We start from the raw sequence: 24,970 nt of genomic DNA on the forward strand, positions 1-24,970 counted from the left end.
CGGTCAGGCCGGTCGCTGGTCCGGCGGCGCGGTCTCCGGGGCCGGGGCGGCGGCCGAATCGGCGCGTTCCGAGGCGATCGGGGTTGGCGACGGGGCCGGCCGGCCGGCCTCCGATGACGGAGTGTCCGGCTTGGAGTCGGACTGCATCTCCTTGATCTCGGACTTGAAGATCCGCATCGACTTGCCGAGCGATCGCGCCGCGTCCGGGAGCTTCTTGGCACCGAAGAGCAGGACGAAGACTGCGATGACGATTACCCAATGCCAGGGTTGTAGACCGCCCAATTTGGTCACCTCCAGACGACGGGGACGAGTCTACCCGGCGACGCCGTAGGCGCTGAGTGCCGCGGCGGCGGATTCCCGAACCCGGTCGGCCAGCGACTGGGGTTCCAGGACCCGTACCGCCGAACCGAAGCCGAGCACAAACCGGGTCATCCAGTCCTCGGAGGCATAGGTCATCGCCGCCTCCCAGGCGCCGTCGGGCAGCTCACGGATCTCCCGCAGCGGGTAGTAGTCGAACATCCACGATGCCGAACGATCGATGAGCAGCGTGGCCGAGGGCAACGACGGGTCTGCGTCGAACAGCGACGTGTCGGGTCCGGCCTGCACGGCCGGTGGGGGCGGCGCGGAGGGCTCGTCGAGGACATGCGCGTCGACGATGCGGTCGAAGCGGAACAATCGAACGCCCTCAGCCGACCGACACCACGCCTCCAGATAGCTGTGATCGGCGACCAGCACGACGCGAATCGGGTCGACGACGCGGCTCGAAAGCATGTCGTGCGATGCCGAGTAGTACTCGATGGCCAGGGCTCGCCCATCGCGCGCGGCTGCCCGTACCGCGGCGGCGGCCTCACTTTCGATCGGCGCGGGTTCGTCGACCGCCGCCGCCGTCGTGCCCTCACCATGTCCGACCACGCCCGCGGCCGATTCGATCTTCGCGATGGCGCTGCGGGCAGCCTCCGGATCGACCATGCCCGGCACTTCGGCCAGCGCACGCAATGCCACCAGCACCCCCGTCGCCTCGGGCGATGTCAGCCGCAACGGGTGGTCGATGCCCGCGCTGAACGTGACTTCGATTGTGTCACCGGAGAATTCGAAATCAATGAGGTCTCCGGGACCGTAACCGGGTAGCCCGCACATCCATAGCTGGTTCAGATCGTCACGCAATTGCTTGACGCTCACGCCGAGATCGGATGCCGCTTCGGTGTAGGTGATCCTCGGGTTGGCCTGGAAGTACGGGACCATGTTCAGCAGCCGCACCAGCCGCGTCGATATCGCGGTCATGCCCGCACCTCGTTCGTCTGACGTGCCTGTGCGCGCAGCCGATCCACCACATCGGCGCGCAGCGCCTCGGGTTCCAGCGCGACGGCGTCGGGACCGTAACTCGCGACCTCTCGTGCCAGCCTGTCGATCATGCCGATGTCCAGCTCGATCTCCTCGCCGGCCCGGCCGTTCAAAGTGCGGGGACCGATGACTGTCGCTCTGCGCCGCAGCGCGGTCGCGCGGCCGTCGGCGACCCACACCCTCGCCTTTCCGCTGCTCGGGAACTCGCCAACCGCACGCTCGACGATCTGGCGTAGATCGGTCCCCTCGGGCCGTTGCACCGCCCCCGGCGCGCCGATCGTCGTCACCTCGGCTCCGATGCGGGACAGCCGGAATGTGCGGGTGTCGTCACGGTCGCGATCGTGCCCGACCAGGTACCAGCGTCCCCTGTTGGTGATCACGCCCCACGGTTCGACGGTCCGCGTCACGTAGGGCTCGCCGCGCGACGGCCGGTGCGGAAACTGAACTGTCTGTCGAGAATCTATGGCGGACAACAGAATTCCCAGCACTTCCTCCGAACCTCGCATGCTCGGCAGCGCCGCGGTCGACGTGATCGCCACGTCGGTGTGCGGCGCATCAACGTCGACCCCCGCGGCCCTCAACTTGAGCAGTGCGCCCTGGGTGGCGGTGATGAGCTCGGGAGACTCCCACAGCTGCGTCGCCACGGCGACGGCCGCGGCTTCGTCCGCGGTCAGCTCGACCGCGGGCAGCGCGTAGGCCTCGCGGTTGATGCGATATCCCTCGGTCGGATCGAACTGCGAGACACGACCCGTCTCGAGCGGGATGCCCAGGTCACGCAGCTCGTTCTTGTCCCGTTCGAACATGCGGGAGAACGCCTCGTCACTGGCGCTGTCGGAGTAGCCGGACACCGTTTCGCGGATTCGCTCGGCGGTGATGAAGGTGCGCGTCGACAGCAAGGCGATGACGAGGTTCATCAACCGTTCGACTTTGGAAATCGCCACTCCTATGAGCTTAGGGTGAGTTGTGAGCAGTCGTTGGCAGGACACCGACGTACCCCGTGGCGACGCCTACGACGAGCGGTGGCGTCAGCTGGCCGCCGCAGGTCAGAGTGTCCACGGCGAAGCCGATCTGATCGAGTCGCTGCTCGGCGAGACGGGTGGAAGTCGCGTCCTCGACGCGGGATGCGGGACCGGCCGGGTGGCGATCGAGCTGGCGGCTCGTGGATTCTCGGTGACCGGCATGGACCTCGACGAGCGCATGCTCTCCGCGGCCCGCGCCAAGGCACCTGAACTGCGGTGGATCCTGGCCGATCTGAGCGAGGCGAGCGCGCATCTGGACTCGGAGTTCGACGTCGTCGCGCTGGCGGGCAACGTGATGATCTTCGTCGCCCGCGGAACCGAGGCGACGGTAATCTCCCAGCTCGCATCGCAACTGGCGCCCGGCGGATTGTTCGTCGCGGGATTCCAGCTCACCGCGGGCCGGCTGACGCTCGACCACTACGACACGGCCTGCGCCGCGGCGGGGCTGGAGTTGGTCGATCGCTGGGCGACCTGGGATCGCGACGCGTTCCACGGCGGGGACTACGCGGTGTCGGTGCACCGCCGCCTCACATAGAGGCGATCAACCGCTTGACGCGTTCGTCGACCGAACGGAACGGGTCCTTGCACAGCACGGTGCGCTGCGCCTGATCGTTCAGCTTGAGGTGGACCCAGTCGACGGTGAAATCGCGACCCGCCTCCTGCGCGGCGTAGATGAACTCGCCGCGCAGCTTGGCCCTGGTGGTCTGGGGCGGGGTGTTCACCGCGGCCTCGATTTCCTCGTCCGTGGTGATCCGCGCGGCCAGCCCCTTGCGCTGGAGCAGGTCGAACACGCCCCTGCCCCGCTTGATGTCGTGGTAGGCGAGGTCCAGCTGACTGATCTTCGGGTCGGACAGCTCCATGTTGTAGCGGTCCTGGTAGCGCTGGAACAGCTTGCGCTTGATGACCCAGTCGATCTCGGTGTCGACCTTGGCGAAGTCCTGGCTTTCGACCGCATCCAGCTGCCGACCCCACAGGTCGACCACCTGCTGGATCTGAGTGTTGGGCTCGCGGCTCTGCAGATACTCGACGGCGCGGGCGTAGTACTCGCGCTGGATGTCGAGCGCGCTGGCCTGCCTGCCACCCGCCAGCCGGACGGGCCGTCGGCCGGTGAGGTCGTGGCTGACCTCACGGATCGCCCGGATGGGGTTGTCCAGCGAGAAGTCGCGGAATGCGACGCCGGCCTCGATCATCTCGAGCACCAGCGACGCCGTACCCACCTTGAGCATGGTGGACGACTCGCACATGTTGGAGTCGCCGACGATGACGTGCAGTCTCCGGTATTTCTCGGCGTCGGCGTGTGGTTCGTCGCGAGTGTTGATGATCGGCCGGGACCGCGTCGTCGCCGAGGAGACGCCTTCCCAGATGTGCTCGGCACGCTGGGACAGGCAGAAGGTCGCCGCCTTCGGCGTCTGCAGCACCTTGCCCGCGCCGCAGATCAGCTGGCGGGTAACCAGGAACGGCAACAACACGTCGGAGATGCGGGAGAACTCGCCGGCACGCACGATCAGGTAGTTCTCGTGGCAGCCGTACGAGTTGCCCGCCGAGTCGGTGTTGTTCTTGAACAGGTAGATGTCGCCACCGATGCCCTCGTCGGCAAGTCGCTGCTCGGCGTCGATCAGCAGGTCTTCCAGCACGCGCTCACCGGCGCGGTCATGGGTGACCAGTTGTACGAGGCTGTCGCATTCGGCGGTGGCGTACTCAGGATGGGAGCCCACATCGAGATAGAGCCGGGCGCCGTTGCGCAGAAATACGTTGGAGCTGCGGCCCCACGACACCACGCGCCGGAAAAGGTACCGGGCGACCTCGTCGGGGCTGAGCCGACGATGGCCGTGGAACGTGCAGGTGACACCGAACTCGGTCTCGATGCCCATGATTCGTCGCTGCACCTGTTCGAGACTACTGGTTGCTGGTCGGACGCGGAGGGCTGCCGCGCCGAACAAAGCTGTTGACGGTGTCGTTGGTTTGGCAGGGGCGCCTGGGTCGGCACCCCTGTGGATAACTCGGGCGCCGTTGGGGTCCGATCTGTCAGCATGAGGCATGGGGGGCCGAACGCGTCCGACTGTGTCCGATGCGCAAGCGTGGCAACCGAACTCGTTGCGTGAGGCCGCAGCCAGCTGGCAGGCCGCGGTGACCGATGTGCACGCCGGTGTCGACGGCATGATCCAGGGGGTCATCGGCACGCAGCAGGTGTGGACGGGCTCAGCGGCCGAGGCCGCCCGTGATGAAGCCCTCACGGTGGGGCGGGCCTCCGATGCGCTGGCCCGGGCGATGGTGCTCGCGGCGATCGCGGCCCATGACGCTGCTGAGCAGATCGCGATCGCCCGCTCCGCAGTACTGGATCTGGTGGGGATCGCCGAGGCCGGGGGCTTCGCGGTCTCCGACGACGGCACGGTATCCGTCCGCGATGCGCCGTCGTCGTTGCTGATCGCACTGTCGGGCGGGCACGCTGGGGTGGCCGACGACCTGCTCCTCGTCCGGGCTCAAGAGCTGACCCGGCGGCTGGTCGACGCGCTGGACCGGCTCGGAGCCGCGGACGCCGACGCCGCCCGCGACATCGAGGAGGCGCTCGCCACCCCGGTTTCGGTGCCCGCCGCGACAATGCCCGCCGGGGCGGCGCCCGGCGACGTGGTAGCCGGCTGGCCCGTGATGGCTCAGGATCGGATCGCTGCCCAGATCGCGGCCATGACACCCGAACAGCGGAGCAAGCTCGTCGCCGAGTTCCCGCGCCAGGTCGGCAACACCGACGGTGTGCCCTGGGAGATGCGTATCGCGGCGAATCGCACCAACATCGCCCAGGCGATCCTCGACGAACCCGATCCGCAGCGCGCCGCCTTCTACCGCACGCTGCTCGGTGAGGCCGACGATCCGGCAGGCGGCGGGCGTCGGGTCGACCGGCAGATCGTGGCGTTCGACCCGGCGAGAGCCTCGCTCGTCGAGCTCAACGGCGATCTGACGTCGGCCCGCAGCGTCGCGGTGCTGGTTCCAGGCATGAACACGACGATCGAGGGATCGGCCGCCAACACGGCGACGGCACGCCGCTTTGTCGCGGCCGGCGGTGGCGATGTGGCGGTCCTGACGTACCTGGGTGGACCGTTTCCCCGAGGCAACCTCGTTTCGGGTGTCGTCGAGGCCGCCAGCCCGCGGTACGCGCTGGACATGGCACCTCGGCTGGTGGCGTTCAGCGAGGACGTCGACCGCACCGTCGACACCGAGGCGGTGGGCCGGGCGCCCGTGCCGGTCACCTATATCGGCCACTCCTACGGCGGTTCGATCCTGGGCACCGCCGAAGCGCTGGGCCTGACCGCCGACCAGACGATGTACGTCGCGGCCGCGGGCGCAGGTGTCGGAGTTCAGGATCCGAGTGAATGGCACAACCGCAATCCCGACGTGGTGCGCTACTCGATGACAGCGCCAGGTGACTTCATCCAGGTCGTGCAGGGCCTGCCGCGTGGTCCGCACGGCGCCGACCCGGATGAGATGCCGGGCGTAATCCGTTTGGCGACAGGCTATTACGACGACGGCCGACTCATGGCCGGATTCGACGCACATTCCGATGTGTTGAATTCGCCTTCAGACTCCTGGCGCAACATCCTGGCGGTGATCACCGGCGACCGTGAGCGAATCCAGATGACCGGTTAACGGTGGCAAAACCAGCCATTACCGTCGAACGACGGCCAGAATGGGCCGATGTGGTCGCGCAGCGCCCCGGTGGACGGTTTCCGGCTCGCATTTGACCGATTCGGCGTCAGGGGTGCGCCGCCGGTGGTGTTGCTGCACGGTTGGCCCGGCAACCGCCACGACTATCGACGGGTTGCGCCGCTGCTGTCCGGGGCCACTGATGTCATCGTCCCCGACCTGCGTGGATTCGGCGGATCCGACAAGCACGCCGTCGCCGTCCGCCATTTCTACAGCGCCACCGCGCAGGCGGCCAGCATCATCGGGCTCATCAGAGAACTCGGGCTTTCCCAGGTGGTGCTCGCGGGATATGACGTCGGCAGCCGGGTCGCCCAGAGCGTCGCCCGGATGGAACCCGACCTGGTGTCGGCGTTGGTGCTCTCTCCCCCACTGCCCGGTGCCGGTGACCGGGTGCTGACCGCCAGGGCGCAGAGCGAGTTCTGGTATCAGGCGTTCCACCAACTGCCGCTCGCCGCGCAGCTGATCGATGGCAATCCCGAGGCCGTCCGGGAATACCTTCGGCACTTCTGGTCGCATTGGTCCGCACCGAATTTCGTTGTCCCCGAGGATGATCTGGAGCGGTTGGTATCGGATTATGCGCTGCCGGGAGCATTCACCGCGTCGATCGCGTGGTACCGCGCCGGTGCCGGAATGATCGCCCAGTCACTCACCGAATTGCCGCCGGAACGCGCCATAAAGATTCATGTGCCCACCGATGTGCTGTGGCCCCAGCATGATCCGCTGTTCCCACGTGAGTGGTCCGACCGCCTCGACTCCTACTTCAGCGAGGTGGAACTGCACGTCGCGTTCGACGCCGGGCATTTCACGCCACTCGAATGTCCCGAGCAGTTCGCCGAGCTCGTCCTCATCCGGGCGCGCCCGAGCGACGCCGCGTGACGGACTACGTCGCCTCCGGTTCGCCTTCCCCGGCGTCCGCTACGGGCAGCAGCGCCTCCAGCGCCGAGCCGGTGATCCGCCGGAAGGCGCGACGCGGCCGGTTCACATCCAGGACGGCCACCTCGAGCGTCGCCGCCGCTAGCGTGCGCGGCTCACCGTTGCCGCCGGCCTTCAACGCCTCGATCGCGATCTTCGCGGCGTCCGCCAGCCCGGCGTTCTCGGTGTAAGACTCGTTGAGCTTCTCGGCGATCGGTTCGGTGGTGCCGCCCATGACCACGAAATGCGGCTCGTCGGCGATCGATCCGTCGTACGTGATCCGGTAGAGCTCAGGCGCTTTCGATTCACCGAAATGTGCCACCTCGGCCACGCAGAGCTCGACTTCGTACGGCTTGGCCTGCTCGGTGAAGATCGTGCCGAGCGTCTGGGCGTATACGTTGGCCAGCTGACGTCCGGTGACATCGCGACGGGCGTACGCGTAGCCCCGGGTGTCGGCGTACTGAATTCCGCCGCGGCGCAGGTTGTCGAACTCGTTGAATCTACCGACGGCCGCGAAGCCGACCCGGTCGTAGAGCTCGCTGACCTTCTGCAGTGAGCGCGACGGGTTCTCGGCCACGAACAGGACACCGTCGGCATACGCCAGTACGACGACGCTGCGTCCCCGGGAAATGCCTTTACGCGCGAGCTCCGACCGCTCGCGCATCGCCTGCTCGGGCGAGATGAAATACGGAAAGCTCACGACTCTCCCCGGGCGTCCGTGGATCGATGCGTCGCATCCGGGCCGAATGTGTCTGCCCTGGAACGACTTTCGATGATCTGTCGGGCAAACTGCGCGATGCGCTCCTCCGGAACCTCTTCGGCTCCGTCCGCGCCGATGACGACCGCGGTCGGGTAGATGCCGCGCACCAGATCCGGCCCGCCTGTCGCGGAGTCGTCGTCGGCAGCGTCATAGAGCGCCTCGACGGCGACCCGAAGTGCGGAGTCGGCGTCGGAGACCTGCGCATAGAGCTTCTTCATCGACGACTTGGCGAAGATCGAACCCGAGCCCACCGACTGATAACCCTCGTCTTCGAAGTTCCATCCGCCCGCCGCGTCGAACGACACGATGCGGCCCGCCGCCACCGGATTGGGGTCGTCGAGGTCGTAGCCGGCGAGCAACGGCAGCGCGACGAAGCCCTGAAGTGCCGCACCGAGATTGCCCCGGACCATGGTGGCCAACCGGTTCACCTTGCCGGCGAACGTCAGCGCGACGCCCTCGAGCTTCTCGTAGTGCTCGAGTTCGACGGCGTACAGCCGGGCGAATTCCACCGCGATGGCCGCGGTGCCTGCGATGCCCGTCGCGGTGTAGTCGTCGGTGATGTAGACCTTCTGCACGTCGCGGCCCGCGATCATGTTGCCCTGCGTCGAGCGTCGGTCACCTGCCATCACCACGCCGCCCGGGTACTTCAGCGCCACAATCGTCGTCCCGTGCGGAACCGCATCGGTCGGCACGACGCTGTGCTTGTTCACCGGAAGCAATTCGGGCGCCTGGCGCCGCAGCAGCTCAGAGAAGGACGACAGGTCTACGGGAACGGACGGCACGCCTGGGAGTGGGGAGGGAAAGGTCAGCTGTTCGCGGTTCGGCCAGGTCACTGGCCACCCTTCTGGACGTACGCGCGAACGAAGTCCTCAGCGTTCTCTTCCAGCACGTCATCGATCTCGTCAAGCAGGTCGTCGGTCTCTTCGGCGAGCTTCTCGCGACGTTCCTGGCCTGCGCCTGCGTTACCGGTGGGGTCGTCGTCATCGCCGCCGCCGCCACCACGCTTCGTCTGCTCCTGCGCCATCGCCGCCTCCTGCGTATGTCTGCGGCGGGCCTATCGCAGCCCGCCGTGACTCCACCCTACCGGTCAACGCACAGGATGCCGTGGATAGTGCGCCACCTCGAGGCTCAGTTCGTGAGCTGTTCCACCAGTTCGACGGCGCTGTCCACGGAATCGAGCAGGGCACCGACGTGGGCCTTGCTGCCGCGTAGCGGCTCGAGGGTGGGAATCCGGACGAGCGAATCTCCGCCGAGGTCGAAGATCACCGAGTCCCAGCTGGCCGCGGCGATGTCCGCGCCGAACCGCCGAAGACATTCGCCACGGAAGTACGCCCGCGTGTCGGTTGGTGGGTTGTCCACGGCGTCGATCACCTGCTGTTCGGTGACCAAACGCTTCATCGAGCCGCGTGCGACGAGCCGGTTGTACAGGCCTTTGTCCAGCCGGACGTCGGAGTACTGCAGATCGACCAGGTGCAGACGCGGTGCCGACCAGCCGAGGTTCTCCCGGTTACGGAAGCCTTCCAGCAGCCGCAGCTTGGCAGGCCAGTCCAGGATCTCCGCGCACTCCATCGGATCTCGCTCCAACAGGTCGAGCACGTTGGCCCACGTTTCCACGACATGCGCGGCGCGCGGGTCGGGGTCGCGACTGTCGACCAGTTTGGCCACCCGGTCCAGATAGATCCGTTGCAGCGCAAGGGCAGTCAGCTCACGGCCGTCGGCGAGTGCGACGGTGGCCCGCAGCGACGGATCGCGACTGACGACGTGGACGGCGTGCACGGGCCTGGCCAGGGCCAGATCGGTGAGGTCCATGCCCTCTTCGATCAGGTCCAGCACCAACGCGGTGGTGCCGAGCTTGAGATAGGTCGACGTCTCGGAAAGGTTGGCGTCGCCGATGATGACGTGGAGCCTGCGGTATTTGTCGGCGTCGGCGTGCGGTTCATCGCGGGTGTTGATGATGCCGCGCTTGAGCGTCGTCTCGAGCCCTACCTCGACCTCGATGTAGTCGGAGCGCTGTGACAGCTGGAAGCCCGGCTCGTCACCCGACGGCCCAATTCCGACGCGGCCCGATCCCGTCACCACCTGACGCGACACCAGGAACGGCGTCAACCCGGCGATCACCGCCGAGAACGGCGTTTGGCGGCTCATGAGGTAGTTCTCGTGGGACCCGTAGGAGGCGCCCTTGTTGTCGATGTTGTTCTTGTAAAGCTGCAGCTTGGCGGCCCCCGGCACGCTCGCGACGTGGCGCGCTGCGGCCTCCATCACCCGCTCGCCGGCCTTGTCCCAGACCACCGCGTCCAGCGGGTCTGTGCACTCCGGCGCGGAGTACTCCGGATGTGCGTGGTCGACGTACAGCCGGGCGCCGTTGGTCAGGATCATGTTGGCGGCGCCGACCTCGTCGGCGTCCACCACCGGCGGCGGACCTGCCGACCGGCTCAGATCGAATCCGCGGGCATCGCGAAGGGGCGATTCGACCTCGTAGTCCCAGCGCGTGCGTTTGGCCCGCTGGATGCCCGCAGCCGCCGCGTACGCCAGCACTGCTTGGGTGGAGGTCAATATCGGATTCGCGGTGGGATCGGACGGCGACGAGATGCCGTACTCGACCTCTGTTCCGATAATCCGTTGCATCTGCCCAGCCTAGGGGACGGTCCGAAGTAGCCTGCGACCGTGCCGTCTGACAGGGACGCCTCCGCCACTGCGCACTACGCGGCCGCAAGTCGGTTCGTGGCGGCGCTCGGCGCTGCGATCCTCGCACTGCCGAACTACGTCCAGGTCGGCAGCCATGATTGACGTCGGACAACGGCGGGCGGCGGATGCCTGGTTCCTCGACCACGGGCTGCCCGCGGTGTTGCGCCCAGGACGGCTGGTGCGCCGGCTGTGGCCGCGATCGGCGCCGGCGCTGGCGGCATTCGCGGTGTTCATGGTCAATTCCGCCGTCGTCGTCGAGATAACCGGTAAGCACACGATCGACATCGAGGGTGGGCCGACCCGCACAGAGTGGTTCGTACTGGGATTGGTTGTCCTCGTACTGCCCCTTGCGTCGCTGGTGGGCTGGCTGGTGTCCAGAATCTCCACCGTGCGGGGCCGCACCATCGCGGCGACCGCCGCGCTGGTGTTCGGGATCGCGGGCGGCATCATCGGCGGTCCGAGCCCCAAGGTGTTGGCAGATCTGATCTTCGAAGCGGTGGTGGTCGCCACCATCTTGGCGATGACCGCGACCGGCCTTGGATCCATTCTGTCGTGGACGGCGCGAAAGACCTTCTCCCACCTGGCCGCGGTGGGCACGCTGATGATTCGCGCGCTGCCGGTGTTGCTGCTGACGTTTCTGGTGTTCTTCAATTCGCCGGTGTGGCTGATGGCGGCCAGCATCTCGCGCAGCCGGTTGTGGCTGGCCTTGACGTTCCTCTCGCTGATCGCCGCGGCCTTCGTGGTGGCCGTCACCATCGACCGTTTCCGGCCGGTGATAGAGGCTCCGGATGCTGCTGCCGATCGTGGTGCGGAACTGGCCGAGACTCCGTTTTCGGCGATGCCGGATCCGTCCGGGGCGCAGACCCTCAATCGCGCCGAACGGCTCAATGTGATGTTCGTGCTTGCGGTTTCGCAACTCGCCCACATCTTCGTCGTTGCCATCGTCACGGCGTTGATCTTCCTGATTCTCGGTCTGATCCTGCTGTCGCCTGAGGTGCTCTCGGCGTGGACGCGGGGCGAGGGGTCGAGCGATGGAACATTCCTCGGGATGACGATCCCGGTGCCCCAGTCGCTGATTCAGGTCACGTTGTTCCTCGGCGCGCTGACGTTCATGTACGTCAGCGCAAAATCCGCGGGCGACGGCGAATACCGAAAGCAGTTCCTCGACCCGCTGAGCGACGAACTCAGGCTCACCTTGGTGGCCCGCAACCGCTACCGAGCGGCAGTTCCGGCGCGCTGACCCTTACCAGGCCTCGGTTTCCCGCACAATATGCGCGTGTCCGACATGCGGGGCGTCCACGAATGGTTTCTCCATCGCGGGCTGCCACTGGTCTTGACGCGGCGGGTCCGGTTGCGCGCGCTGATAGACCGGTCAGCCCCGATGGTCAGCGGTATCGGCGCGCTGATCGCGCTGACGATGACGCTGGCCGAGCTGACCGATGGCGACCCCGACTACGGCTACGCGATCCGGCTCGGCGCACTCACCTTGGCGTTGATCGCCGCCCCGTTTGCGCTCTACGTGCTGCACCGCTCCGGCACCACGCGTGGCGAGGCGGGCCGCAGGACGGCTGCCTTGCTCGTGATGGCGCTGTTCGTGCTCGGACTGCCGTTCGCCGACAGCGGCTTCTCCGGGATCGCCATGGCCGAGATCGTCGGATTCGCCTTCGTTGCGGTGCTTGCGATCTGGCTGACCTACATCGGCATCGGTTCAATTGCGCTGTGGGCATTCAGGTTCGCATGGTTGCAGGTGGGAGCGCTCGGCACGCTGATGAGCCGTGCGCTACCGCTTCTGATGCTGACGGTGGTGGTGTATTTCACCGGTGAGCTGTGGCAGCTGGCGGCCCGGATGACCCGCGAAAGGCTCTGGCAGACCATCGGATTCCTCGCCGTCGTGGCGATCCTGTTCATGGTGGCGACCATCCGCGACGAAGTGAAGGCGCTGCGTGAAGATCGGGCCGGACAAGGAGACCCGGCCAAACTGCTGGAAGGGACGCCGCTCGAGACCCCCGATGGTCACGCGCCCCCGCGCACCGCGCTGTCGTTCGCCGAACAGGTCAACGTCGTCGCGGTGATGGTGGTGGCACAGGCGATCCAGGTGGTGCTCTTCACCACGGGCCTGTTCGTGTTCTTCGTGGCGCTCGGGATCGTCGCGGTGCCCGACGATGTCGCGGTGCTGTGGTCAGCCGAGGAGTCGTGCCCGATCGGCGAACCGCCCTGCGCAGGAACGTGGTTCGGTATTCATGTGCCGGTGGCGCAAACCATCGTGCACGTGTCGCTGTTTGTGGCGGTGCTGTCGGGCCTGTACTTCACCGTCAGCACCAGTGTCGACCCGATCTACCGCGAGCGATTCTTCGACCCGCTGATTTCCGACGTCGCGGTGAGCCTGGCAGGCCGCGACGCCTATCTCGCGATGGACACGGGCTAGGACTGCGCCTGAAGCGAATAACTGTTCGCCAGGTCGTCCTGCGTCACGCTGGCGTCGGTGTTCGTGGTGTCGACACGGAGCGTTGACGTGGGTGTGCGCGCTTCGTAGCGCCAGCCGTCCGGCAGGGACAGGCGACCGGCAAGGCCGGCCAGATCGGCCAGCGCCAAGTTGGGGTCGACTGTCTGGCTGAACGTCTGCATCACCCAGCGCCTGCCATCGGGATCGATGAGTTCGTAGATCTCGCGACCTGCGTCGAACGTGAACAGTGCTTTTCGGTTGACCCGGTTCGGTTGATAGGGCGCGGGATTCATCGATGAGAGCTTCACAGTCGCTTGTCGGAGCATCTCGAGCCCGCCGAAGCTCCTGTGTTCCAGGTGATCTCGATCGCGCTTGCCGATGCTACTCATCAGCCAATAGCGAGGTCCGTTGAGAAGTGCGGCGACCGCGTCGTTTTCCGCCGCGATGGCGGTGGCGTCCAACTTGTCCCACAGTTCGGCCGGACAGTCGTTGAGCGGAAAGGTGTTGTACACGGTGGCCTCGGGTCCCGAATCGGCGTCCCGGACCAGTAGCACCTCGCCGTAACGCTTCCCGAATACGTCGCCTATCAGCGTGACACCCTCGTCAGACATACCGCGAAATTACCCAGGTTCCGGGCGTCCGCGCAGGTCAACTGCGGTTATGGCAATAAAGGGACGATATCAACACAATAAATTGACGGTAACGAAGATTTCGCCATAAACTGCGCCAATGCAACGTGCCGAGTGATCGTCTTGATCACACCCGGGCTCGGAAAACGCTGCGCAACAAAAGGGTGAAGGGAATTCGACTATGAAGAAGCTCGTAGTCTCGTCAATCGGAGCGCTGGCACTTGGCCTCGCACTCGCGGCACCGGCCTACGCGGATGACGCAGCCTTTTACGACGCAGTCCAGGCGGGCGGCATCGAACCCAACGACGCGGCGCTGCAGATGGGCCAGGCGGTGTGCAACGAGATCGCAGCCGGCATCCCGGAGGGCACCACGGTGGTCTCGATCTACACGAACACCAGCAACGACATCACCGCCGAGCACGCACAGGTGCTCTACGACGCGGCCGCCGCCAACCTCTGCGAATAGGCGGAGACGTTTCGATCTGGGCCAGTGCAGTTACAGGTACTGGCCCAGATTCGACTCGGTGTCGATCGCGCGTGAAGCGCTCGACGACTTGCCGGTGACCAGCGTGCGGATGTAAACGATCCGCTCGCCCTTCTTGCCCGAAATCCGGGCCCAGTCATCAGGATTGGTGGTGTTGGGCAGGTCTTCGTTCTCGGCGAATTCGTCGACGATCGAGTCGAGCAGATGCTGTATGCGGAGACCAGGCTGCCCCGTCTCCAGCACCGACTTGATCGCGTTCTTCTTCGCGCGGTCGACAACGTTCTGGATCATGGCGCCGGAGTTGAAGTCCTTGAAGTACATGACTTCCTTGTCACCGTTGGCGTAGGTGACTTCGAGGAACCGGTTGTCGTCGATCTCGGCGTACATCCGGTCGACGACCTTCTCGATCATCGCCTTCAGGCACGCCGCTCGGTCGCCACCGAACTCGGCGAGGTCGTCGGCGTGCACGGGAAGTTCCTCGACCAGATACTTCGAGAAGATGTCCTGCGCCGCTTCGGCGTCCGGGCGCTCGATCTTGATCTTCACATCCAGACGGCCGGGCCGCAGGATCGCGGGATCGATCATGTCCTCGCGGTTGGAGGCACCGATGACGATCACGTTCTCCAGACCCTCGACACCATCGATCTCCGATAGCAGCTGCGGAACAACGGTTGTCTCCACGTCGGAGCTCACACCGGTGCCGCGGGTACGGAAGATCGAGTCCATCTCGTCGAAGAACACGATCACCGGGGTGCCCTCGGACGCTTTTTCCCGAGCCCGCTGGAAGATCAACCGGATATGACGTTCGGTCTCGCCGACGAACTTGTTCAGCAGCTCGGGGCCCTTGATGTTGAGGAAGTACGACTTCGCCTCGCGGGCATCGTCACCGCGAACCTCGGCCATCTTCTTCGCCAGCGAGTTCGCCACCGCTTTGGCGATCAGCGTCTTGCCGCAGCCCGGAGGGCCGTACAGCAGCACACCCTTCGGGGGCCGCAGCGAGTACTCGCGATAGAGCTCCTTGTGCAGGAACGGCAGCTCGACGGCGTCGCGGATCTGCTCGATCTGCCGGCCAAGACCGCCGATGTCGTTGTAGCTCACATCGGGGACCTCTTCGAGGACCAGATCCTCGACCTCGGCCTTGGGGATGCGCTCGAACGCATACCCGGCTTTGGTGTCGACCAGCAACGAGTCACCCGGCCGCAGCCTGCGCGGACGGTCGTCGTCACCGTCTTCGGTGTCGACCTCGTCGGGCAGGAACTCGGCGGCGACCAGCGGCTCAGCCAACCAGACGATGCGCTCCTCGTCCGCATGTCCCACCACGAGCGCGCGGTGCCCGTCGGCAAGGATCTCGCGCAGCGTGCTGATCTCACCGACGGCTTCGAAGTGACCGGCCTCGACCACCGTCAGCGCCTCGTTGAGACGAACCGTCTGACCCTGCTTCAGGGTCTCGATGTCGATGTTCGGCGAGCACGTCAGCCGCATCTTGCGGCCCGAGGTGAACACGTCCACCGTCTCGTCGTCCTGAACCGACAGCAACACACCGTATCCGCTGGGCGGCTGACCCAGTCGGTCAACTTCCTCACGTAGCGCGAGCAATTGCTGCCGCGCTTCCTTGAGGGTTTCCATCAGCTTGGCGTTTCGGGCGGCAAGGGAGTCGATCCGGGCCTCGAGTTGGTGCACATCGCGCGCGCTGCGCAGACCGCTTTGCGGTCCTACGGCACTCTCGAGCTGCTCGCGCAGCAGAGCGGCCTCGCGGCGCAGCTCTTCGAGTTCGGCTGCCTCATCGCTGGACATGCCGGACTCGTGGGGTGTTCCAAATCCTTCAGAACGCTCGGACTCGCTCATATTGCGCTCCTCCCCGCACCGGATGTTGGTGCAGTAACAACTTCAAAGCTACCGGCGATTCAGCCTTTGTGTGCGCTCTAGCAATTCGACACACCATCGCTACTTGTTAACCTCATTCCTGAGTTGGGCCCATCGAAAGGACAAACGTGACCCTGAAAGCCCTCGTTAGCGGCGCGGCAGCAGCCGCCGTCATCGCCGGTGCCGCGGCAGGTGTGACTTCCATTGCATCCTCGGATGTGATGGCTTCACCACGCGTGGCGCAGGTCGTATGGGACATCCCGCTGCCGCAGCAGCCCGCGCCAGACGTGCAGGGCCCGCTGCTTGCGACGCTTCAGGCGCTCGGGGCACCCGGTCTCTCTGCGTCCAAGGCGCCGTACATCCAGGGTGGCATCGGCCGCATCGAAGGCCGCGTCGCTGACACCAAATTGCGCGAGGCGCAGGCCGAAGGGAAGTTCCCACTTTCCTTCAGCCTGGCCAATATCGTCCCGAGCGGTCCCGGCTTCACCGCCGACGTGACGGCAACGGCCGCGAACGGTGGCGTCGCGAGCCAGAACATCACATTCGTTCCCGGCCCGAGCCCCACCGGCTGGCAGATGTCCAAGCAGTCGCTCATGGCGTTGATGTCGGCTGTCGGCTAGGCAGTTGGCGCACCGCGCCACCGGTGCCGTGATCCTGAGCGCCGCCGCAATTGCGGCGGCGCTCGGGCTTGGCGCATGTAGTTCCGACGACGACCAGAAACCACCGCAGGCGGCGACCGCGACATCGGCAACCTCGCCCCCAGTTCAGGAGCCGCCCGGCCCGCCCGGTGCGCCGCTGCCGCCGCCGGAAGCGCTTTCCGATGTGATGAACCGCATAGCGGATGCCACCATCCCGGGCGCGGAAAAGGCCGGGCTGGTCGAATCCGGCACGCAGGCTGACGCGACCGCGATGGACAAATTCGGCCAGGCGCTGATCCAGAACGGCTACGCACCGGCCACGTTCGAGGCGCGGGATCTGCGCTGGGTCCAGGACCCTCCGGGCACCGTGTCGGCTCTGATCAGCCTCAAGACCGACAATCCGCAGGCCGGCGACTTCAGCTTCCCGATGGAGTTCGTCTTCGTCGACGATTCGTGGCAGCTGGCCCGTAAGACCGCCGACGAGCTGCTGCAACCGGACGCGAGTGCGCCCCAGACGCCCAGCGGGCCTGCGCCTCCGTCACCCCCGCGCTAGGAACAGGCGGATGTGGATCGGCTGGCTCGAATTCGACCTCCTGCTCGGGGATGTGCACTCGCTCAAGCAGAAGCGGTCGGTCATCCGTCCGCTGATCGCTGAACTGCACCGCCGATTCGCCGTGTCGGCTGCGGAGACCGGCTCGATGGACCTGCATCGCCGTGCAGGCGTGGGTATCGCGATGGTGGCGGCCGATCGCAGCCATGTCGTCGAGGTGCTCGACGCCGCCGAGCGGCTCGTTGCGGCACGCCCCGAGCTGGAACTGCTCTCGGTGCGGCGGGATCTGCGTCGCAGTACCGACGACTAGACAGGTCGCCGAGCCGATAAAATCAGATTCCGCCGCCGAGTTGGCGCTTACGCCGCAGCGGCATCGGCGCAATCGCACCCGGCGCCAATTTGCGCACGTTGATCAGAAATGCGGTGTGTCCCCGCATCGTGTGCTGCGGACGCACGGCCAGCCCGACCACGTGCCAACCGCGCTGCATGCTCTCCCAGGCTCGCGGTTCGGTCCAGCACTTCTGCTCGCGCAGGGCCTCGACCGTTCGCGACAATTGGGTCACCGTCGCGACGTAGATCATCAGGACCCCGCCGGCCACCAGCGCGTTCGCGACGGAGCCGAGCACCTCCCAGGGCGCCAGCATGTCGAGCACGACGCGATCCACTTCAGGCCCGGCGTAGTCGCCGATGTCCGCGGTCACCAGCTCCCAGTTATCAGGACGTCCCCCGAAGAAGGTCGTGACGTTGCGCACCGCGTGCTCGGCGTGGTCCTCACGCACCTCGTACGACGTGACCTTTCCCTCGGGGCCGACGGCGCGCAGCAGCGAGCACGTCAGCGCACCCGAGCCCGCGCCCGCCTCCAGCACGCGTGCACCGGGGAAGATGTCCCCTTCGTGCACGATCTGGGCGGCGTCCTTGGGGTAGACGACCTGTGCGCCGCGGGGCATCGACATCACGTAGTCGACCAGCAGCGGACGCAACACGAGGAACTGATCACCGTTGGTGGACTTGATCACGCTCCCCTCGGGCAGCCCGATCACGCTGTCGAGGGCGATGATGCCGCGGTGGGTGTGGAACTCCCCGCCCGGAGTCAAGACCATGGTGTAGTGCCTGCCCTTCGCGTCGGTGAGCTGCACTCGATCACCGATTGCGAAGGGTCCGGTCCTGTTCACAGGTGTTCAGCCTGCCAGTCAGCGCGCCGTCGCGGGTGCGCGGGTCTACCGAGCTTTGTCGGGGTATCGCCATACGCTGGACTCATGACCGACGGGCAGGAGCCGACAGCCGTTCGGCGCCCCGCGCTTTCACCGTCCCGGGCCGCTGACTTCAAGCAGTGCCCCCTGCTCTACCGGTTCCGTGCCATCGACAGGTTGCCCGAGCCGTCGTCCACCGCGCAGGTGCGTGGTTCGGTGGTACACGCCGCGCTGGAACAGTTGTACGGGCTGCCTGCGGCCGAGCGGGTCCCCGATACGGCGATGACGCTCGTTGATCCGGCGTGGGAGCGCCTGGTCGCCGAGCGACCCAACCTCGCCGACGATTTCGAACCCGGGCTACGCGCCGAATTGCTCGAGGAGGCACGGGCACTGCTGTCGGGGTACTACCGGCTGGAGGATCCGACTCGTTTCGACCCGCAGAGCTGCGAGCAGCGCGTCGAGGTCGAACTCGAGGACGGCACGCTGCTGCGCGGCTTCGTCGACCGCATTGATGTAGCGCCCACCGGCGAGCTACGGGTCGTCGATTACAAGACCGGTAAGGCGCCACCAGAGGCCAGGGCGCTGGCCGAATTCAAGGCCATGTTCCAGATGAAGTTCTATGCCGTGGCGCTGCTGCGGTCCCGCGGCATTCTGCCCGCGCGGCTGCGGCTGCTCTATCTGGCCGATGGTCAGGTGCTCGATTACACGCCCGATCTCGACGAGCTGTTGCGCTTCGAGAAGACGTTGATGGCTATCTGGCGAGCGATCCAATCTGCGGGTACCACAGGTGATTTCCGTCCCAACCCGTCCCGGATGTGTGACTGGTGTGCGCACCACGCACATTGCCCGGTGTTCGGTGGCACGCCACCTCCTTACCCCGGCTGGCCGACGGTCCCCGACGAAGGCGATGATGACACGGTGCTGCACACCCGGGAGTCGGCTGCGTGATTGATTGCCACTACCGTCGGCTCGATACCGACGGGGACTTCTCGGTGTTCGAATCGACCGACGGTACGCGGAGCAATTGGGATCCCGAAATCCAGCACGGCTCACCGCCTCTCGCACTGATGACGAAGTTGATCGAGGAGTTGGCGGCCGATACGGGGCTGCGTATCGGACGTCTGACGCTGGACATTCTCGGCGCGATTCCCGTCGCTTCGGTGAAGGTGCGGGCCTGGGTGGAGCGTCCGGGCAAACGGATCTCGCTGATGATGGCGGAGATGTCGGCGGCCAGGTCCCGCGGCGCTGATCGCGCGGTCGCGCGGGTCACCGCATGGCTGCTGGCGCCCGGCGACACGACCGACGTGGCTACCGACCGCTATCCCCCGCTTGTCGAAGGTGAAGCGGTCGCGGTGCCGCACAGCTGGGTCGGCGCGAAGGGTTATCTCGAGACGGTGAGCTGGCGACGCCAGCCCGAGACCGGCGAGACGGGCAACGTGGTGTGGCTCAGTCCCCTTGTGCCGTTGGTGGATTCGGACTCGACGACGGCACTGCAGCGGCTCGCGATGGTGGTCGACTCGGCGAACGGATCGGGCGCCGCACTGGACCCGGAGGCGTTCATGTTCATGAACACCGACACGGTCGTCCACCTGCACCGGCTGCCTTCCGGCCAGAACTTCGCGCTTCGGGCCCGTGGTTCCATCGGGCCCGACGCGATCGGCGTCACCACCGCGGAACTCTTCGACCAGCAAGGGTTCATCGGCACCTGCGCGCAGACACTGCTGGTTCAGCGCCGGACATGAACGCCGAACTGTTGTGGCAGTTCGATCTCACGTGGGCGCTCGCGGATCTGCACTTGTCCGCCGTTGTCGAAGACGACTTCCTTTGGGAGCCGACTGCATTGTGCTGGACGGTACGGCCCGATACCGCCGGGGTCTGGCGTCCCGACTGGGCCGACACAGCACCCGACCCCATGCCCGTGCCGACGGTCGCGTGGCTCACCTGGCACGTCATCTGGTGGTGGTCGACCACGATCGACAAGGTCACCGGTGACGCTCCCCGCGATCGTGATGAGGTCATATGGCCGGGTGACGGCGCCTCCTCGGTGTCGCAGATACGGGAGTTGGCCGCCCGCTGGCGAGATCTGCTTGCCGACCTCGAGGTCGACCAGGTTCGTACCGCGCTGTGGCTGAACGCCGAGCTGATGAAGAACATCGCGGAGATCGGCCAGTTGCGGTTGTTGCGTGCGGCTGGGGCCTGAACTGTTTACATACGCTTGTATCTATATAGATGGAGTGCCATACTTGTCGCATGGACGTCTTTGAAGCTGTCGCCGAGCCGAGCCGTAGGGCGCTACTCGACGCGCTGACCACGGGTGAGCGCACCGCGGGTGAGCTCGTGGCGACGCTGCCGGACCTGACCCAACCGACGGTGTCACGCCATCTGCGCGTGCTGCGCGAGGTGGGCCTCGTCGAAGTCCGCCCCGACGCGCAGCGCCGCATCTACGCGTTGCGGGCCGACGGGCTGGTCGCGATCGACGAATGGATCGACCGCTACCGCCGCTACTGGGCCGATCACCTCGATGCCCTCGAACGGCACCTGCAGGCGACTCATCGGGAGAAGCAGTGACCGGCCGTGAGGGACGACTGACGATCGAGGGCGATCGGGCAATGCTGACGTTCGAACGCCGCCTGTCGTTTCCCATCGAAGCGGTGTGGGCCGCGATCACCGATCCGGAACACCGGAACCAATGGATGGGCCAGACCACCATCGACGCGCGCGAGGGGGGTGTCATCGAGATGATGCCCGACGGTCCCCCGGCGCCGCCCGAGCACAAGAAGATGACCGGCCGCATCCGTGTGTGGGACCCACCGCACGTGTTCGAACACGAATGGCGTCAACGGATCATCGAGGACAGCGTGGTGCGTTACGAACTGAGCGCCGACGGCGACGGCACGCTGTTGCGGTTCACCCATCGTGGACTCGGCATCCGCAACGCAGAGGGATTCCGCCCCGGCACACATGCCTACTTGGACCGGCTCGAGGCCCAGCTGGCCGGTAATCCCCTGCCCGGCTGGGCGCAGCGCTACCGCGAGGTGGCCGAATCCGTGAAGGAACAATAGCTATGGCACACAACGGTTCTGACATTGCCGCGCCTACGTTGGCGATCGCTTACCACTCCGGATATGGGCACACGGCTACCCTGGCCGACGCTGTCGCAGCCGGAGCCGCCGAGGCGGGCGCCGACGTCACGGTGATCCCGGTCGACCAGATGAGCGAAACGGACTGGGACATCCTGGACGGATCGGACGGCATCGTCTTCGGCTCGGCGACCTACATGGGTAACGTGTCGGCTGCCTTCCAGACGTTCGCCGAACAGACCGGGCGCCGCTGCATCGAGGGCACCTGGCGGGACAAGGTCGCGGCCGGGTTCACCAACTCTGGCGGCAAGAGCGGCGACAAGCTGAACACGTTGGTGTCGTTGTCCGTATTCGCCGCGCAGCATCACATGCACTGGGTGAACCTGGGTTTGGGACCTGGCTGGAACAGTTCGGCAGGCAGCGAGCACGACCTCAACCGCCTGGCCTTCTTTCTCGGCGCGGGCGCGCAGACCGATGTCGATGCGAACTCCGATCAAGTCCATCCCGCCGATGTGCGCACGTGCCGCCACCTCGGGTGGCGGGTCGCGCACGTCACGCGACAGCTCAACGTCGGCCGTGCCGCTAGTCCAGCGGCCGCAAGTCCTGGAGCATCGTCGGCACCAGCTCACTGACGGTGGGATGAATGTGCATTGTGCGCGAGATCGCGGTATAGGGCTTCTTTGCCGTCATGATGTCGAGAATCGAGTGGATGACCTCATCGCCGCCGACCCCGAAGATGGTGGCACCGAGGATCTGCTCGGTCTCGGCATCGACGACTACCTTCATGAAGCCCTGTGTCTCGCCCTTCTCGACGGCGCGGCCGACGCGCGTCATGGGCCGCTTGCCCACCAACGCTTTTCGTCCTGACTTGCGCACCTCGTCGACCGTCAGGCCTGCCCGCCCCAGCGGCGGGTCGATGTAGAGGGCGTAGGTCGTGATCCGGTCGCTCACCCGGCGCGGGTCATCGTCGAGCAGGTTGGCCGCGACGATCTCGAAGTCGTTGTACGAGGTGTGGGTGAAGGCGCCGCGTCCGTTGCAGTCCCCCATGGCCCAGATGTGTTCGACGTTGGTGCGCAGCTGATCGTCGACGACGATGTAACCTCGGCGGTCCGTCTCGACGCCGGCCGCTTCGAGCCCGAGGTCGTCGGTGTTGGGCTGACGCCCGACCGCCATCAGCAGATGGGTGCCTGCGATGGGTTCGGCTCCCTCGCGCGGAGTGACCTCGAAGCCGTTGTCGCGCTTGGTGAATCGAATGTCGCTGGCACCGACGACGACGTCGATACCCTCGGCCTCCAGGATCTCCTTGATGGTCTCCGAGACGTCCTCGTCCTCCCGGGAGGTGAGTCGTGGCCCCTTCTCGATGACCGTCACGCGGGCACCGAACCGGCGGTACATCTGAGCGAATTCCAGGGCGATGTAACTTCCACCGATGACCACCAGATGCTCTGGCACCGTGTCGAGTTCGAGAATTCCGACGTTCGTCATGTAGTCGATGTCGGTGAGCCCGGGCATGTCGGGCGCCACCGCCCGGCCGCCGACGTTGAGGAAGATCCGGTCCGCTTCCAGGACGCGGTCGTCCACCCGGATGATGTGTGGGCCCTCGAACCGGGCATGGCCGCGGATCAACGTCGCCCCGTCCATGCCCTCGATCCAGGACTCGACCCCTTCGCGGTCACCGACCACGATCTTGTCCTTGCGCGCCTTCACAGCGGCCATATCCACGCTGATATCGCCTGTGCCGATGCCGTATTCGGCTCCGCGGCGGGCGACGCGCGCGGCGAACGCGCTGGCGACCAGGGTCTTGGTCGGGATGCAACCTGAGTTGACGCACGTGCCGCCGACGAGCTTGCGTTCGATGACGGCGACCGTGTAACCCGCTTGGGTCAGCCTGCCGGCCAGCGGCGGTCCGGCCTGACCGGCGCCGACGATGACCGCGTCGAACTTTTCAGTCATCTGCCGCGGTTCAGACGAGGCTGACGAGGAAGGCGACCAGGAAGCCACCGCCGACGGCCACCACGTCCTCGATGAACGCGCCGGGCCGGTCCTTACCGTTGTTGGCTTCGTAGAGCTTGGTTCGGACCGCGGCGCCGCCCAGCGTGCCCAGCACCGCACCGACGATGCCTGCGCCCAAGGCACTGAACGTGTGGAAGAACGCGCTACCGATCACCGCCCCCGCGAAAGCACCCATGATGAGTCGAGTGGCGAACTGCGGCGCCGTCTTGCGGCTCGGGGTCTTCGGCAGCTGATCGGTGACGAGTTCCACCAGCAGGAAGATCGTCAGGACGGTGACGGTGATCGGATGGGCCACCCACTCCGACCACTTGCCGTCGACGTCGATCCAGCCGAGCATGGCCCCCCAGGCGACCACCGCCGGGGCGGTCATCGCCCGCAATCCGGCGATCACGCCGATCAGCAGCGCGAGCACTATGACGAGGACCTGCGTCATGCCAACCTCCGTACCGGTGAAAACGACACCCGGACGCTAACACGCGTGCAGTGCGATGACCTGTTGAATCAGAAGCGACAGAACCGTATGTCAGACGCCAGAATCGCCTTCGCACCGATCGCGGCGAGCTTGTCCATGATCGCGTTGACGTCGCGACGTGGCACGAGTGCGCGCACCGCCACCCACGCCGGATCGGCGAGTGGGGCGATGGTGGGCGATTCCAGTCCAGGGGTGACGGCAGCGGCCTCGTCGAGTACCGTGCGCGGGCAGTCGTAGTCGAGCATCAGGTACTGCTGCCCGAACACCACACCCTGTACCCGTGCCGCCAGTTGGTCACGGGCCGCGGAGTTCCCGGCTTCGGCGCCCTCGATCAGCACGGCCTCGGAGTCGCACAGCGGATCACCGAACGCCACCAGGTCGTGTAGCGCGAGCGTCCGTCCGGATCCGACGACATCGGCGATGACGTCGGCCACGCCCAGCTGGACGGAAATCTCGACAGCGCCGTCTAGGCGAATAACAGTTGCCTCGATTCCCTTGGCGGCGAGGTCTTTTCGTACCAGGTTCGGAAAGGATGTCGCGATCCGCTTGCCCGCCAGGTCGGCGGTGGTCCACTCCCGGCCGATCGGGCCCGCATATCGGAACGTCGAATTGCCGAAGCCGAGCGCCAATCGCTCCCGCACCGGTGCGTCGGAGTCGGCAGCCAGGTCGCGACCGGTGATCCCGAAGTCCAGCTGACCCGAACCGACGTAGATCGCGATGTCCTTGGGACGCAAGAAGAAGAACTCGACGTTGTTCGCCCGATCGATGACGGTCAGGTCCTTCTGGTCCCGACGCCTGCGATAGCCCGCCTCGGACAGGATCTCGGCGGCGGACTCGCTCAAGGCACCCTTGTTGGGCACCGCGACGCGCAACATGTCGCTCATAGCTTGGCGTAGACGTCGTCGAGGGACAGCCCGCGGGAGATCATCAGCACCTGCGTCCAATACAGCAGCTGGCTGATCTCGTCGGCCAGCGCCTCGTCGCTCTCGTGTTCGGCGGCCAGCCACACCTCGCCGGCTTCTTCCAGAATTTTCTTGCCGAGCCCGTGCACGCCGCCGTCGAGTGCGGCGACCGTGCCGCTGCCCGCGGGCCGGGTGCGTGCACGCTCGCTCAGTTCGGCGAACAGGGCGTCGAAGGTCTTCACGGGACGCGATTGTGTCACGGCGCCGCGCGCAAAGTCACGGCGGTTTCACCG

31 protein-coding genes are annotated in these 24,970 nt (G+C 66.1%); 16 read left to right on the forward strand and 15 right to left on the reverse strand.

Features of this window, described 5'->3' with window-relative positions:
- Nucleotides 1-3 precede the first annotated feature (3 nt).
- The 3 genes from tatA to BST47_RS00620 are packed head-to-tail and all read right to left on the reverse strand — an operon-like array spanning nt 4 to nt 2,282.
- Nucleotides 4-282, reverse strand: coding sequence for a Sec-independent protein translocase subunit TatA (gene tatA / locus BST47_RS00610; RefSeq protein WP_083123711.1), 279 nt, complete (start codon nt 280-282; stop codon nt 4-6).
- A gap of 30 nt (nt 283-312) precedes the next feature.
- Nucleotides 313-1,281: a helix-turn-helix transcriptional regulator gene (locus BST47_RS00615; RefSeq protein WP_083123264.1), complete on the reverse strand. Its 969-nt coding sequence runs from the start codon at nt 1,279-1,281 to the stop codon at nt 313-315.
- On the reverse strand, nt 1,278-2,282 hold the full coding sequence (locus BST47_RS00620) for a helix-turn-helix transcriptional regulator (RefSeq protein WP_083123265.1): 1,005 nt from the start codon (nt 2,280-2,282) through the stop codon (nt 1,278-1,280). The genes BST47_RS00615 and BST47_RS00620 overlap by 4 nt, the downstream gene beginning before the upstream one ends.
- A gap of 22 nt (nt 2,283-2,304) precedes the next feature.
- Between BST47_RS00620 and BST47_RS00625 the strand changes: the two genes are divergently transcribed.
- Nucleotides 2,305-2,895, forward strand: coding sequence for a class I SAM-dependent DNA methyltransferase (locus BST47_RS00625; RefSeq protein WP_083123266.1), 591 nt, complete (start codon nt 2,305-2,307; stop codon nt 2,893-2,895).
- Here BST47_RS00625 and pafA read toward each other — a convergent pair.
- The gene (gene pafA, locus BST47_RS00630; protein WP_107528808.1) at nt 2,888-4,246 is read right to left on the reverse strand and encodes a Pup--protein ligase; all 1,359 of its coding nucleotides are present in this window, start codon (nt 4,244-4,246) and stop codon (nt 2,888-2,890) included. The two genes, BST47_RS00625 and pafA, sit on opposite strands and share 8 nt — an antisense overlap.
- Before the next feature lie 151 nt (nt 4,247-4,397).
- Between pafA and BST47_RS00635 the strand changes: the two genes are divergently transcribed.
- Together BST47_RS00635 and BST47_RS00640 are read left to right on the forward strand one after the other, a co-directional pair.
- Nucleotides 4,398-5,999 (forward strand): alpha/beta hydrolase, encoded by a 1,602-nt coding sequence (locus BST47_RS00635; RefSeq protein WP_083123268.1) that lies wholly within the window; start codon nt 4,398-4,400, stop codon nt 5,997-5,999.
- Nucleotides 6,000-6,047: 48 nt separating this feature from the next.
- Nucleotides 6,048-6,932, forward strand: a complete 885-nt coding sequence (locus tag BST47_RS00640) for an alpha/beta fold hydrolase (protein WP_083123269.1) — start codon at nt 6,048-6,050, stop codon at nt 6,930-6,932.
- Nucleotides 6,933-6,936: 4 nt separating this feature from the next.
- Here the strand turns inward: BST47_RS00640 and prcA are convergent, their stop codons facing one another.
- The 4 genes from prcA to dop form a co-directional block, all read right to left on the reverse strand.
- Nucleotides 6,937-7,668, reverse strand: a complete 732-nt coding sequence (gene prcA / locus BST47_RS00645) for a proteasome subunit alpha (RefSeq protein WP_083123270.1) — start codon at nt 7,666-7,668, stop codon at nt 6,937-6,939.
- Nucleotides 7,665-8,561: a proteasome subunit beta gene (gene prcB / locus BST47_RS00650; protein ID WP_083123271.1), complete on the reverse strand. Its 897-nt coding sequence runs from the start codon at nt 8,559-8,561 to the stop codon at nt 7,665-7,667. Before prcB ends, prcA begins: the two co-directional genes overlap by 4 nt.
- Nucleotides 8,558-8,752 carry a ubiquitin-like protein Pup gene (locus BST47_RS00655; protein WP_083123272.1) on the reverse strand — a complete coding sequence of 65 codons (195 nt, stop codon included), beginning with the start codon at nt 8,750-8,752 and terminating at the stop codon, nt 8,558-8,560. Before BST47_RS00655 ends, prcB begins: the two co-directional genes overlap by 4 nt.
- Nucleotides 8,753-8,856: 104 nt before the next feature.
- Nucleotides 8,857-10,353, reverse strand: coding sequence for a pup deamidase/depupylase (dop, locus tag BST47_RS00660; protein WP_083123273.1), 1,497 nt, complete (start codon nt 10,351-10,353; stop codon nt 8,857-8,859).
- Between the two features lie 39 nt (nt 10,354-10,392).
- Here dop and BST47_RS31415 point away from each other — a divergent pair, with 39 nt between their 5' ends.
- From BST47_RS31415 to BST47_RS00670, 3 genes are read left to right on the forward strand one after another with little or no spacing between them, the layout of a single operon-like run.
- Nucleotides 10,393-10,515 carry a hypothetical protein gene (locus BST47_RS31415; protein ID WP_272937622.1) on the forward strand — a complete coding sequence of 41 codons (123 nt, stop codon included), beginning with the start codon at nt 10,393-10,395 and terminating at the stop codon, nt 10,513-10,515.
- The gene (locus tag BST47_RS00665; RefSeq protein ID WP_083123274.1) at nt 10,508-11,653 is read left to right on the forward strand and encodes a hypothetical protein; all 1,146 of its coding nucleotides are present in this window, start codon (nt 10,508-10,510) and stop codon (nt 11,651-11,653) included. The genes BST47_RS31415 and BST47_RS00665 overlap by 8 nt, the downstream gene beginning before the upstream one ends.
- A gap of 30 nt (nt 11,654-11,683) precedes the next feature.
- Nucleotides 11,684-12,838, forward strand: a complete 1,155-nt coding sequence (locus BST47_RS00670; protein ID WP_083123275.1) for a hypothetical protein — start codon at nt 11,684-11,686, stop codon at nt 12,836-12,838.
- Here the strand turns inward: BST47_RS00670 and BST47_RS00675 are convergent.
- The gene (locus BST47_RS00675) at nt 12,835-13,467 is read right to left on the reverse strand and encodes a hypothetical protein (RefSeq protein WP_083123276.1); all 633 of its coding nucleotides are present in this window, start codon (nt 13,465-13,467) and stop codon (nt 12,835-12,837) included. The genes BST47_RS00670 and BST47_RS00675 overlap by 4 nt on opposite strands.
- A 199-nt stretch (nt 13,468-13,666) precedes the next feature.
- Here BST47_RS00675 and BST47_RS00680 point away from each other — a divergent pair, with 199 nt between their 5' ends.
- Nucleotides 13,667-13,951 (forward strand): DUF732 domain-containing protein, encoded by a 285-nt coding sequence (locus BST47_RS00680; RefSeq protein WP_083123277.1) that lies wholly within the window; start codon nt 13,667-13,669, stop codon nt 13,949-13,951.
- 30 nt (nt 13,952-13,981) lie between these two features.
- Here the strand turns inward: BST47_RS00680 and arc are convergent, their stop codons facing one another.
- Nucleotides 13,982-15,814 carry a proteasome ATPase gene (gene arc / locus BST47_RS00685; protein WP_083123278.1) on the reverse strand — a complete coding sequence of 611 codons (1,833 nt, stop codon included), beginning with the start codon at nt 15,812-15,814 and terminating at the stop codon, nt 13,982-13,984.
- Nucleotides 15,815-15,960: 146 nt separating this feature from the next.
- On the opposite strand from arc, the gene BST47_RS00690 reads away from it, so the two are divergent.
- Genes BST47_RS00690 through BST47_RS00700 form a run of 3 tightly spaced genes read left to right on the forward strand, consistent with a single transcriptional unit; the run spans nt 15,961 to nt 17,330 of the window.
- Nucleotides 15,961-16,452, forward strand: coding sequence for an MTB12 family secreted protein (locus tag BST47_RS00690; RefSeq protein WP_083123279.1), 492 nt, complete (start codon nt 15,961-15,963; stop codon nt 16,450-16,452).
- A 4-nt stretch (nt 16,453-16,456) separates the two neighbouring features.
- Nucleotides 16,457-17,023, forward strand: a complete 567-nt coding sequence (lppK, locus tag BST47_RS00695) for a lipoprotein LppK (RefSeq protein ID WP_234809533.1) — start codon at nt 16,457-16,459, stop codon at nt 17,021-17,023.
- 10 nt (nt 17,024-17,033) lie between these two features.
- Nucleotides 17,034-17,330: a DUF503 domain-containing protein gene (locus BST47_RS00700; RefSeq protein ID WP_083123280.1), complete on the forward strand. Its 297-nt coding sequence runs from the start codon at nt 17,034-17,036 to the stop codon at nt 17,328-17,330.
- A gap of 22 nt (nt 17,331-17,352) precedes the next feature.
- On the opposite strand, the gene BST47_RS00705 is transcribed toward BST47_RS00700, so the two are convergent.
- The gene (locus BST47_RS00705) at nt 17,353-18,192 is read right to left on the reverse strand and encodes a tRNA (adenine-N1)-methyltransferase (RefSeq protein ID WP_207568494.1); all 840 of its coding nucleotides are present in this window, start codon (nt 18,190-18,192) and stop codon (nt 17,353-17,355) included.
- An 84-nt stretch (nt 18,193-18,276) separates the two neighbouring features.
- Between BST47_RS00705 and BST47_RS00710 the strand changes: the two genes are divergently transcribed.
- Genes BST47_RS00710 through BST47_RS00735 form a run of 6 tightly spaced genes read left to right on the forward strand, consistent with a single transcriptional unit; the run spans nt 18,277 to nt 21,922 of the window.
- Nucleotides 18,277-19,158: a RecB family exonuclease gene (locus BST47_RS00710; RefSeq protein WP_083123281.1), complete on the forward strand. Its 882-nt coding sequence runs from the start codon at nt 18,277-18,279 to the stop codon at nt 19,156-19,158.
- On the forward strand, nt 19,155-19,952 hold the full coding sequence (locus tag BST47_RS00715; RefSeq protein ID WP_083123282.1) for a thioesterase family protein: 798 nt from the start codon (nt 19,155-19,157) through the stop codon (nt 19,950-19,952). The genes BST47_RS00710 and BST47_RS00715 overlap by 4 nt, the downstream gene beginning before the upstream one ends.
- Nucleotides 19,949-20,410 (forward strand): DinB family protein, encoded by a 462-nt coding sequence (locus BST47_RS00720; RefSeq protein WP_083123283.1) that lies wholly within the window; start codon nt 19,949-19,951, stop codon nt 20,408-20,410. The genes BST47_RS00715 and BST47_RS00720 overlap by 4 nt, the downstream gene beginning before the upstream one ends.
- A gap of 50 nt (nt 20,411-20,460) precedes the next feature.
- Nucleotides 20,461-20,778, forward strand: a complete 318-nt coding sequence (locus BST47_RS00725) for an ArsR/SmtB family transcription factor (RefSeq protein ID WP_083123284.1) — start codon at nt 20,461-20,463, stop codon at nt 20,776-20,778.
- A complete protein-coding gene (locus BST47_RS00730) occupies nt 20,775-21,272 on the forward strand; it encodes an SRPBCC family protein (protein ID WP_083123285.1) in 498 nt (165 codons plus the stop codon). Before BST47_RS00725 ends, BST47_RS00730 begins: the two co-directional genes overlap by 4 nt.
- Before the next feature lie 2 nt (nt 21,273-21,274).
- Nucleotides 21,275-21,922, forward strand: a complete 648-nt coding sequence (locus BST47_RS00735) for a flavodoxin family protein (RefSeq protein WP_207568495.1) — start codon at nt 21,275-21,277, stop codon at nt 21,920-21,922.
- On the opposite strand, the gene BST47_RS00740 is transcribed toward BST47_RS00735, so the two are convergent.
- The 4 genes from BST47_RS00740 to BST47_RS00755 form a co-directional block, all read right to left on the reverse strand.
- On the reverse strand, nt 21,873-23,243 hold the full coding sequence (locus BST47_RS00740) for an FAD-containing oxidoreductase (RefSeq protein ID WP_083123286.1): 1,371 nt from the start codon (nt 23,241-23,243) through the stop codon (nt 21,873-21,875). The genes BST47_RS00735 and BST47_RS00740 overlap by 50 nt on opposite strands.
- 10 nt (nt 23,244-23,253) lie before the next feature.
- Nucleotides 23,254-23,736, reverse strand: coding sequence for a DUF4126 family protein (locus BST47_RS00745; protein WP_083123287.1), 483 nt, complete (start codon nt 23,734-23,736; stop codon nt 23,254-23,256).
- Nucleotides 23,737-23,804: 68 nt separating this feature from the next.
- Complete coding sequence (gene hisG, locus BST47_RS00750; protein ID WP_083123715.1) at nt 23,805-24,650, reverse strand: ATP phosphoribosyltransferase; 846 nt, start codon at nt 24,648-24,650, stop codon at nt 23,805-23,807.
- Nucleotides 24,651-24,655: 5 nt separating this feature from the next.
- On the reverse strand, nt 24,656-24,937 hold the full coding sequence (locus tag BST47_RS00755) for a phosphoribosyl-ATP diphosphatase (RefSeq protein ID WP_083123288.1): 282 nt from the start codon (nt 24,935-24,937) through the stop codon (nt 24,656-24,658).
- Between the last annotated feature and the right edge of the window lie 33 nt (nt 24,938-24,970).

The organism is Mycolicibacterium tusciae, assembly GCF_002086795.1.
GTDB classification, from domain to species: Bacteria; Actinomycetota; Actinomycetes; order Mycobacteriales; family Mycobacteriaceae; genus Mycobacterium; species Mycobacterium tusciae.

What these genes read in the sequence shown, in the direction of transcription:
- BST47_RS00615 (WP_083123264.1), bottom strand. Translation starts at nt 1,281, where the DNA reads ATGACCGCGATATCGACGCGGCTGGTGCGGCTGCTGAACATGGTCCCG.
- BST47_RS00635 (WP_083123268.1), top strand. Translation starts at nt 4,398, where the DNA reads ATGGGGGGCCGAACGCGTCCGACTGTGTCCGATGCGCAAGCGTGGCAA.
- BST47_RS00640 (WP_083123269.1), top strand. Translation starts at nt 6,048, where the DNA reads ATGTGGTCGCGCAGCGCCCCGGTGGACGGTTTCCGGCTCGCATTTGAC.
- BST47_RS00655 (WP_083123272.1), bottom strand. Translation starts at nt 8,752, where the DNA reads ATGGCGCAGGAGCAGACGAAGCGTGGTGGCGGCGGCGGCGATGACGAC.
- dop (WP_083123273.1), bottom strand. Translation starts at nt 10,353, where the DNA reads ATGCAACGGATTATCGGAACAGAGGTCGAGTACGGCATCTCGTCGCCG.
- BST47_RS00665 (WP_083123274.1), top strand. Translation starts at nt 10,508, where the DNA reads ATGATTGACGTCGGACAACGGCGGGCGGCGGATGCCTGGTTCCTCGAC.
- BST47_RS00670 (WP_083123275.1), top strand. Translation starts at nt 11,684, where the DNA reads ATGCGCGTGTCCGACATGCGGGGCGTCCACGAATGGTTTCTCCATCGC.
- BST47_RS00675 (WP_083123276.1), bottom strand. Translation starts at nt 13,467, where the DNA reads ATGTCTGACGAGGGTGTCACGCTGATAGGCGACGTATTCGGGAAGCGT.
- BST47_RS00680 (WP_083123277.1), top strand. Translation starts at nt 13,667, where the DNA reads ATGAAGAAGCTCGTAGTCTCGTCAATCGGAGCGCTGGCACTTGGCCTC.
- arc (WP_083123278.1), bottom strand. Translation starts at nt 15,814, where the DNA reads ATGAGCGAGTCCGAGCGTTCTGAAGGATTTGGAACACCCCACGAGTCC.
- BST47_RS00700 (WP_083123280.1), top strand. Translation starts at nt 17,034, where the DNA reads ATGTGGATCGGCTGGCTCGAATTCGACCTCCTGCTCGGGGATGTGCAC.
- BST47_RS00710 (WP_083123281.1), top strand. Translation starts at nt 18,277, where the DNA reads ATGACCGACGGGCAGGAGCCGACAGCCGTTCGGCGCCCCGCGCTTTCA.
- BST47_RS00720 (WP_083123283.1), top strand. Translation starts at nt 19,949, where the DNA reads ATGAACGCCGAACTGTTGTGGCAGTTCGATCTCACGTGGGCGCTCGCG.
- BST47_RS00725 (WP_083123284.1), top strand. Translation starts at nt 20,461, where the DNA reads ATGGACGTCTTTGAAGCTGTCGCCGAGCCGAGCCGTAGGGCGCTACTC.
- BST47_RS00735 (WP_207568495.1), top strand. Translation starts at nt 21,275, where the DNA reads ATGGCACACAACGGTTCTGACATTGCCGCGCCTACGTTGGCGATCGCT.
- BST47_RS00740 (WP_083123286.1), bottom strand. Translation starts at nt 23,243, where the DNA reads ATGACTGAAAAGTTCGACGCGGTCATCGTCGGCGCCGGTCAGGCCGGA.
- BST47_RS00745 (WP_083123287.1), bottom strand. Translation starts at nt 23,736, where the DNA reads ATGACGCAGGTCCTCGTCATAGTGCTCGCGCTGCTGATCGGCGTGATC.
- hisG (WP_083123715.1), bottom strand. Translation starts at nt 24,650, where the DNA reads ATGTTGCGCGTCGCGGTGCCCAACAAGGGTGCCTTGAGCGAGTCCGCC.